Source organism: Photobacterium sp. SKA34 (assembly GCF_000153325.1).
Taxonomy (GTDB): domain Bacteria; phylum Pseudomonadota; class Gammaproteobacteria; order Enterobacterales; family Vibrionaceae; genus Photobacterium.
On the sequence record NZ_CH724141.1, the window covers coordinates 376,982 to 382,981 of the forward strand.

The 6,000-nt window shown below is 37.1% G+C and carries 8 protein-coding genes and 2 pseudogenes; 6 read left to right on the top strand and 4 right to left on the bottom strand.

Annotation, left to right across the window (positions count from 1 at the left end):
* Positions 1–212 precede the first annotated feature (212 nt).
* A complete protein-coding gene (locus SKA34_RS03105; protein ID WP_006644053.1) occupies positions 213–704 on the top strand; it encodes a hypothetical protein in 492 nt (163 codons plus the stop codon).
* A gap of 42 nt (positions 705–746) precedes the next feature.
* Here the strand turns inward: SKA34_RS03105 and SKA34_RS23060 are convergent.
* A pseudogene (locus tag SKA34_RS23060) lies at positions 747–1,161 on the bottom strand (amidohydrolase); the annotation flags it as partial.
* Positions 1,162–1,262: 101 nt separating this feature from the next.
* On the opposite strand from SKA34_RS23060, the gene SKA34_RS03115 reads away from it, so the two are divergent.
* From SKA34_RS03115 to SKA34_RS03125, 4 genes are all read left to right on the top strand, one after another.
* Positions 1,263–1,589: a hypothetical protein gene (locus tag SKA34_RS03115; protein WP_232284205.1), complete on the top strand. Its 327-nt coding sequence runs from the start codon at positions 1,263–1,265 to the stop codon at positions 1,587–1,589.
* 152 nt (positions 1,590–1,741) lie between these two features.
* Positions 1,742–2,443, top strand: a complete 702-nt coding sequence (locus SKA34_RS03120) for an HAD family phosphatase (protein WP_006644056.1) — start codon at positions 1,742–1,744, stop codon at positions 2,441–2,443.
* A 335-nt stretch (positions 2,444–2,778) separates the two neighbouring features.
* The gene (locus tag SKA34_RS23860) at positions 2,779–2,940 is read left to right on the top strand and encodes a DUF2076 family protein (RefSeq protein WP_006644057.1); all 162 of its coding nucleotides are present in this window, start codon (positions 2,779–2,781) and stop codon (positions 2,938–2,940) included.
* Positions 2,941–3,537: a hypothetical protein gene (locus tag SKA34_RS03125; RefSeq protein ID WP_006644058.1), complete on the top strand. Its 597-nt coding sequence runs from the start codon at positions 2,941–2,943 to the stop codon at positions 3,535–3,537. It begins immediately after the preceding gene.
* A 58-nt stretch (positions 3,538–3,595) separates the two neighbouring features.
* Here the strand turns inward: SKA34_RS03125 and SKA34_RS03130 are convergent, their stop codons facing one another.
* Together SKA34_RS03130 and SKA34_RS23455 are read right to left on the bottom strand one after the other, a co-directional pair.
* Positions 3,596–4,354, bottom strand: coding sequence for a hypothetical protein (locus tag SKA34_RS03130; protein WP_006644059.1), 759 nt, complete (start codon positions 4,352–4,354; stop codon positions 3,596–3,598).
* Positions 4,355–4,394: 40 nt separating this feature from the next.
* Positions 4,395–4,628: pseudogene (locus SKA34_RS23455) on the bottom strand (septal ring lytic transglycosylase RlpA family protein); the annotation flags it as partial.
* Positions 4,629–5,060: 432 nt separating this feature from the next.
* Here SKA34_RS23455 and SKA34_RS03135 point away from each other — a divergent pair.
* Entirely contained in the window at positions 5,061–5,312 is a 252-nt protein-coding gene (locus tag SKA34_RS03135) for a DUF2999 family protein (protein ID WP_005364493.1), read from the top strand.
* A gap of 79 nt (positions 5,313–5,391) precedes the next feature.
* Here the strand turns inward: SKA34_RS03135 and SKA34_RS03140 are convergent.
* On the bottom strand, positions 5,392–6,000 hold a 609-nt coding region (locus SKA34_RS03140), incomplete at its 5' end, for an ABC transporter permease (protein WP_006644060.1).

Below are 6,000 nucleotides of genomic sequence, written 5' to 3' on the forward strand. Positions count from 1 at the left end.
TTACTTCAATTTGTTTAAATGTTACATCCTTACATCACATCTATCTTATTCTTTATTAAAAAGATTTTCATGTATATCGCAATGTAAAAAAACACCCATCAATTTCGTATACAATTGTTAGTATTAGGAAAGATTTGCTAGTACAGGCTTGCTCCTTATTCGTTCAAGGGGTATAAAATAAAGCATCTTTTATCGTTTAAAGAGCGTTATCAATGAAAAAGTTTGTTTTAGCGGCAGCGATTGCATCATCATTATTACTTACCGGATGCAGTGACAAAGTTGACGAATCAACAATCAGTAATGTTGTACAATCAAGCCAGTACGAACAACCAAATCTTGGTATAACAGCTGATACAACTCCGTTTGAAGTTAAAAACCTAAAGATTGATAAAGTATTACTTGATACTAAAACTGATTACAGAGCAAAAATAACTTACGACCTTGTTGCAACGAAGAGTCTTGATGAATTCAAAGAATCAATGCGTAAAGTTGCAGAGCAGCCAGAAAAAGAAAATAATGCCGCAGATCAAACCAAAAACGATTTAGGTTCGGCATTAACTAGCCTTAAGAACAACCTATCTTCAGAAGTTATGGTTGTAGCTTACGGCGCGAAATACGGCGATTTCAAAGCAGGTCAAGTTGTCGATACCATTTCGGAAGAAGTTGCACTGAAGAAAGTGAATGAACAATGGGTTAAAGATTAATTAGCCCCATGAATAAAACGCCTATTTTCAGCTTACATACTGTTAATAGGCGTTTTTTTGCTTTAAAAATCGGTTATCTATTGGGAATAGCCTACCTTCAAAAAATGGTAACGTAAATTGACAGCTCTTTAAGCGTCTTAATATCCACTTTTATACGGGTCTTGCTCTAGAATGATATAGTTCTCTATTTTACCTGTTTTAATACTCCCCAGAGTTTCTTCTCACCTCTCGATAATGCCAAATCAGCACGAATAACATTATCTTCATTCGTTATACGTGTTGCTGCGCTCCAAACCAATAATAATGGATCAAATGGAGCCATTGATTTATCGGAATAAAGTGATACTGGAATACCTTTTTTCTCACTCGTTGCTAAGCGAACCATTGAATGCGCACGTTCTTTACCTAAACCCACTCCACCAAACTTTTCGCTAAAACCTGTGATGTAATAAAGGTTTTACTTTTCACAACCGCTTCTGCTCTTGCTTGTGATTTTTATAGTGAAATACAGTCTTTTTCTGTAGAGTATAATTATCATCAATACTCAATGGAGATGACATGATGAGCATGACAAGCGTAACAATCACAGTTTCAGCGCATTTAGTGCCCGGAGGTTTACCCACACCTAATATCAAAGCATTTGGGTTTAATGGCTTTGAGCGCAGCTTTGTTAATTCAGGCAAAGACGACGTAACAACCTTTGCTTTTTTTGCACCTGTCCCCAGTAGTACCGAGAGTCAATTTAACAAAGAACTCGAAAAGTACTTTTGGCATTTTGCAAAGGGAACGTCTTTTAACATGACAAAAGAGTTTGATGATCAAACAGCCATACATCATCGCTGTAAGTACCTAAATGAACAGCTCATTCAAGAAAGTATCGCTTAATCTTTTCTGCTCTCTCAATACTTTCGGTTTAAATTTATCTGTCGTAATCATGAATTAGTAAAAATTACATGGTTACGACACAAAAATGTCACGCTATCTCCCTACCCTCAATCAGCAATTTATCGTGATAACTAACTAGTAAGGAATGAGATTTGTCACTTAATCTTGAGCGCAACATTCGCCCTTGTTTGGCCATTTTTGATCTTGATGAAACACTTATCGCAGCAGATTCAGCTAGCCTTTGGACAACATTTCTCGTTAATAACCAACTTGCTTCTTCATCCTTAGAGCAACAAGAAGCTGAAATGATGCAAGCTTACAAAAAAGGTGAGCTTGATATGGTGAGCTATATGCATAAAACATTAGCTCCTTTAGTCGGAAAAACGGAACAAGAAATATCTATACTCGTTACACGTTTTATTGAAGAATACATTTCACCTGCCGTTTACTCTGATGCAATTAAGCGAATTGAATGGCATAAAAAACGTGGTGATGAAATTATAATTGTCTCTGCTTCATCTGAACATCTCGTAAAACCAATTGCAAAAAAACTTGGCGTCTCTCATTGCATCGCTATTAATTTAGAAACGATTAACGGTGTATATACGGGGAAAACTTGTGGCGTCCTCAGCTATCGAGAAGGTAAAATTACACGTATTGAATCGTGGCTTGCAAAACAATCACAATATTTTCGTCACTATTACGGCTATAGTGACTCCATGAACGACTTACCTTTACTTCAATTCGTTCAAAAGCCTTTTGCTGTAAACCCTGATCCTGCTCTTGCACTTCACGCACAAATGAATGAGTGGACAATTATGGACTGGCGACACGATAACAATATCTTACGCTAACAACAGACATGCACATCATACCAACAGCATATTTTTGATTTTATGCTGTTTTAACCTATTACTGGATTGATATTTCACGTTGCAGCCCTCATTTACAGATAGTAACAATAATCGTCACTAATTTTGTGGCGAAAAGTAGATGTGTTACAACTTTCGTAATACATTATCTGGGCATTTTATTTAGATTTAAGGCTTGTATTAGTATATTCAGCTACGGTTCAAGTGAATAATGCAGCAACGAACTAACCTATAAAACAAAGTTGATTCTTTTTATTTAAGAATCAGCTATGCAACTAAGCTATCCCTGCACATAGGGTATTGAGAAGGTAAAAACCATGACTCCACAAGAAAAAGATCTTATTCAAAGTGTTGCTACTAAGCTCAAACAAAGCCCAGAAAGCAAAAAAGACGCAGATGCTGAAAAGTTTATTACCGATGAAATAGCATCTCAACCCGATGCTATTTACAAACTTACTCAGGCTGTTCTAGTACAATAAATGGCACTAAAACAGCTAAAAGAGAAGAATGACTATTTAGAAAAGAATACTGAGTACTATAAAGAAGAATCAAACCGTGGCTCATTAAGTCGTATGTTTGGGGGCTCACGTCCTGCTCCTCAGCCACCACAACCACCGGTTCGCCAACCAAGTGCATTTGGTGGGTTTATGCAAACAGCTGCATTTGTCGCTGCGGGTATGGTAGCAGGTAGCGTAATTAGTAATATGTTATTTGATCACGATCAGCCAGCAGATACTGCAGATCCAGCGCCAGCTGCAACTGACTCAACCCAAGATGCTGCACCTGATACTGCACCTGATACTGCATCTGCAGATCAAGCTGTACCAGAAGCTGATGTTGCAAACCCAGCATTTGACGACCAAGGTGGTAGTAGCTTCTTAGACGACACCGCTAACAACTTTAGCTCTGATTACACAGGTGGATTTGGTAACTCAGGCTTTGATGATAACCAAGGATTTGGCGATTCAGGTTTTGGTAGTGATGACAGCGGCTTTGGTGACGATGATACATTCGCTAACAATGGTTTTGGTGGTGGCGACGACAGTGGCTTTGGCGACTTTGACGACGACCTATAATCGATTACAAAACAAAAAGAGCGCATCAGCGCTCTTTTTTCTCTCATGAAATTAGTCTTTATTCTACGCTAGAAATTTCGGTTGCTTCTGAATTATCCATTAAAGCACGATAAGCCGTAGCTTCAACTGCTGCAATAATAAATGGAATTGCAATAACAATAACACCCCAGATAAACACATAAATAAATTTAAGGCTCATTGCAAAGTTAGGGTTAGCAAATAATAAGAAAATAGGTAAACCGATAAACAACATATAAAACGCAACAGGCAGTAGTCCAGCAATCACAAAGGCATATAACCGTTTGTGCTTAGTGAGCTCTAGTGCATCTTTAAAAGACGCTTTTTTCCCCGCAGCAATAGCAGGTAAAACAAAGGATAGACGAGAAAAAACAACCCAACCTGCACAGCCTAATAGTAACAATATACAATACAGTAAGCCGTTATTTACCCAATCATAGTCTATTTGAAAAACAGCCCATATAGCATTTAATAATCCAAATAGTAGGAATAAATAAGCAGTATAGTGACGCTGCTGAGCATCAAAACTGATTCCTTTCCAATTAGAAAAGCGGCTATCGTCTGTGCCATGGCTATCTAGTATTTGCTGAGTTCGTAGACAGATAATAGAAGATACTAAGAAGATAGCTATGTTGAGTATAAAGACTATAACTTCCTCATATAACTCACTACCTGCCATTGATACTTTTAACGAACGTAGTAAATACGTCACTATGAATGGAATAAGTAACGCCTTTACTAACCGTATTTTATTTGAAAATACAGTTAGTACCGACTGGTGAAGTGTTTCTAAAATCATCTAATATCCTTTCAATCATCGTCATGGTGATAAATACAGGCTAATTTAACGTCTCAATTTTTACCTTAAGTACACCTGACGCTGTATTTCCGATAGCACTAAAGGCTGAACGGGATAAATCGATTACTCTACCTTTCGAGTATGGACCTCGATCATTAACAGTCACAACAACACTTTTACTATTTGCTAAATTAGTAACTTTAACTTTCGTACCAAAAGGTAATGTTCGATGCGCTGCTGTTGGTTTATTTTGATCAAAGCGTTGCCCGCTTGCTGTCTTGCGCCCTTAATATTTATTTGCGTAATACGATGCTTTACCGTATTCACTGTGATGCTGATGGCTCAAAACAGGTCGTATTTTTGTTAATTCCGTATTACCTGAGTGTGCACATCCTCCGACTGTTAACAAACAAGCAAATAATAAAATACAGTGTCGAATAGCTATTTTCGGTACAAACATCATTAATCCTATATTAAAGCATCAGAGCAATTTTACGCTATCATATAACTATTTGATAATACGTATGTAAAGATTATGTAAAAGTTATAACCTATAGATATGTAAGTAACAAATTTAATCGCTTATTCTTTAATTGTGATTAACAATACTTCTTAACTTCCGAGTAAGCGTCATTTCTCAGTACTCACAACGAAAAGCTAGTGTTAAACTAATTGTCTATTTTATTTAGTCGTTAAAGGTCATGTGATGAACCCAATTATTGCCCTGTTGAAAGAGAACAATATCAGCGATTCCCAAATTAATGAGATTTTTCAAACGTTGACGCAAAACCCTCTTGCAGCAATGACAACAATTAGTCAGCTCGGCTTACCGCAAGATAAGCTGCAACAGTTGATGGCGCAGGTAATGCAAAATCCAGCGTTAATCAAAGAAGCTGTGGAAGAATTAGGCTTAGACTTCTCTAAAGTTGAAGAAGCAAAAGCACAACTTAATAAGTAAAATACTATTCAATAGTATTAGGTCGTTAAAAACACAGCATTTAGCTAATTGTTATAACGACCTTTATATATCTAAAACACTAATCTAAATTTTTCTTAAACCTCATTACCGCAATGAGCATACCGAATATCGTAAAGCCAATAAGCCACAGCGTATCACGCCATAACTCCATCATATCTGCACCTCTAAGTACGATTCCGCGAATAATTCGAATAAAATGCGTCGTCGGTAATATCTCAGCTAACCACTGTGCAAATAACGGCATTCCTTCATAAGGAAACATAAAGCCTGATAATAAAATAGAAGGCAAAATAATAAAGATTGTCATCTGCATTGATTGCAATTGCGTCTTTGCTTTTGTCGATATCACTAATCCAAGCGTAAGGCTGGCAAGAATAAACAGTAGCGTTGCTAAAAATATCTGCGTGATGGCACCATTAATCGGCACATCAAACACCAAATTACCCAAACTTAATATAATGAATGATTGAATTAACCCGATAAATATATAGGGAATGATCTTCGCGAACATAAGCTCAGAGGGATACATAGGCGTCGTGATCAGTAACTCTAAATTTCCTTGCTCCTTTTCCCTTACGATTGCAACAGAAGTAAATAGCACCATCGTCATTGTTAATATCACCCCAAGTAAACCTGGGATAATATTAATTGCAGACTTTCGCTCACG

Bases quoted from the DNA above. Each gene is read 5' to 3' on its own strand.
- SKA34_RS03105 (WP_006644053.1), top strand. From the start codon at position 213: ATGAAAAAGTTTGTTTTAGCGGCAGCGATTGCATCATCATTATTACTT.
- SKA34_RS03115 (WP_232284205.1), top strand. From the start codon at position 1,263: ATGATGAGCATGACAAGCGTAACAATCACAGTTTCAGCGCATTTAGTG.
- SKA34_RS23860 (WP_006644057.1), top strand. From the start codon at position 2,779: ATGACTCCACAAGAAAAAGATCTTATTCAAAGTGTTGCTACTAAGCTC.
- SKA34_RS03125 (WP_006644058.1), top strand. From the start codon at position 2,941: ATGGCACTAAAACAGCTAAAAGAGAAGAATGACTATTTAGAAAAGAAT.
- SKA34_RS03130 (WP_006644059.1), bottom strand. From the start codon at position 4,354: ATGATTTTAGAAACACTTCACCAGTCGGTACTAACTGTATTTTCAAAT.
- SKA34_RS03135 (WP_005364493.1), top strand. From the start codon at position 5,061: ATGAACCCAATTATTGCCCTGTTGAAAGAGAACAATATCAGCGATTCC.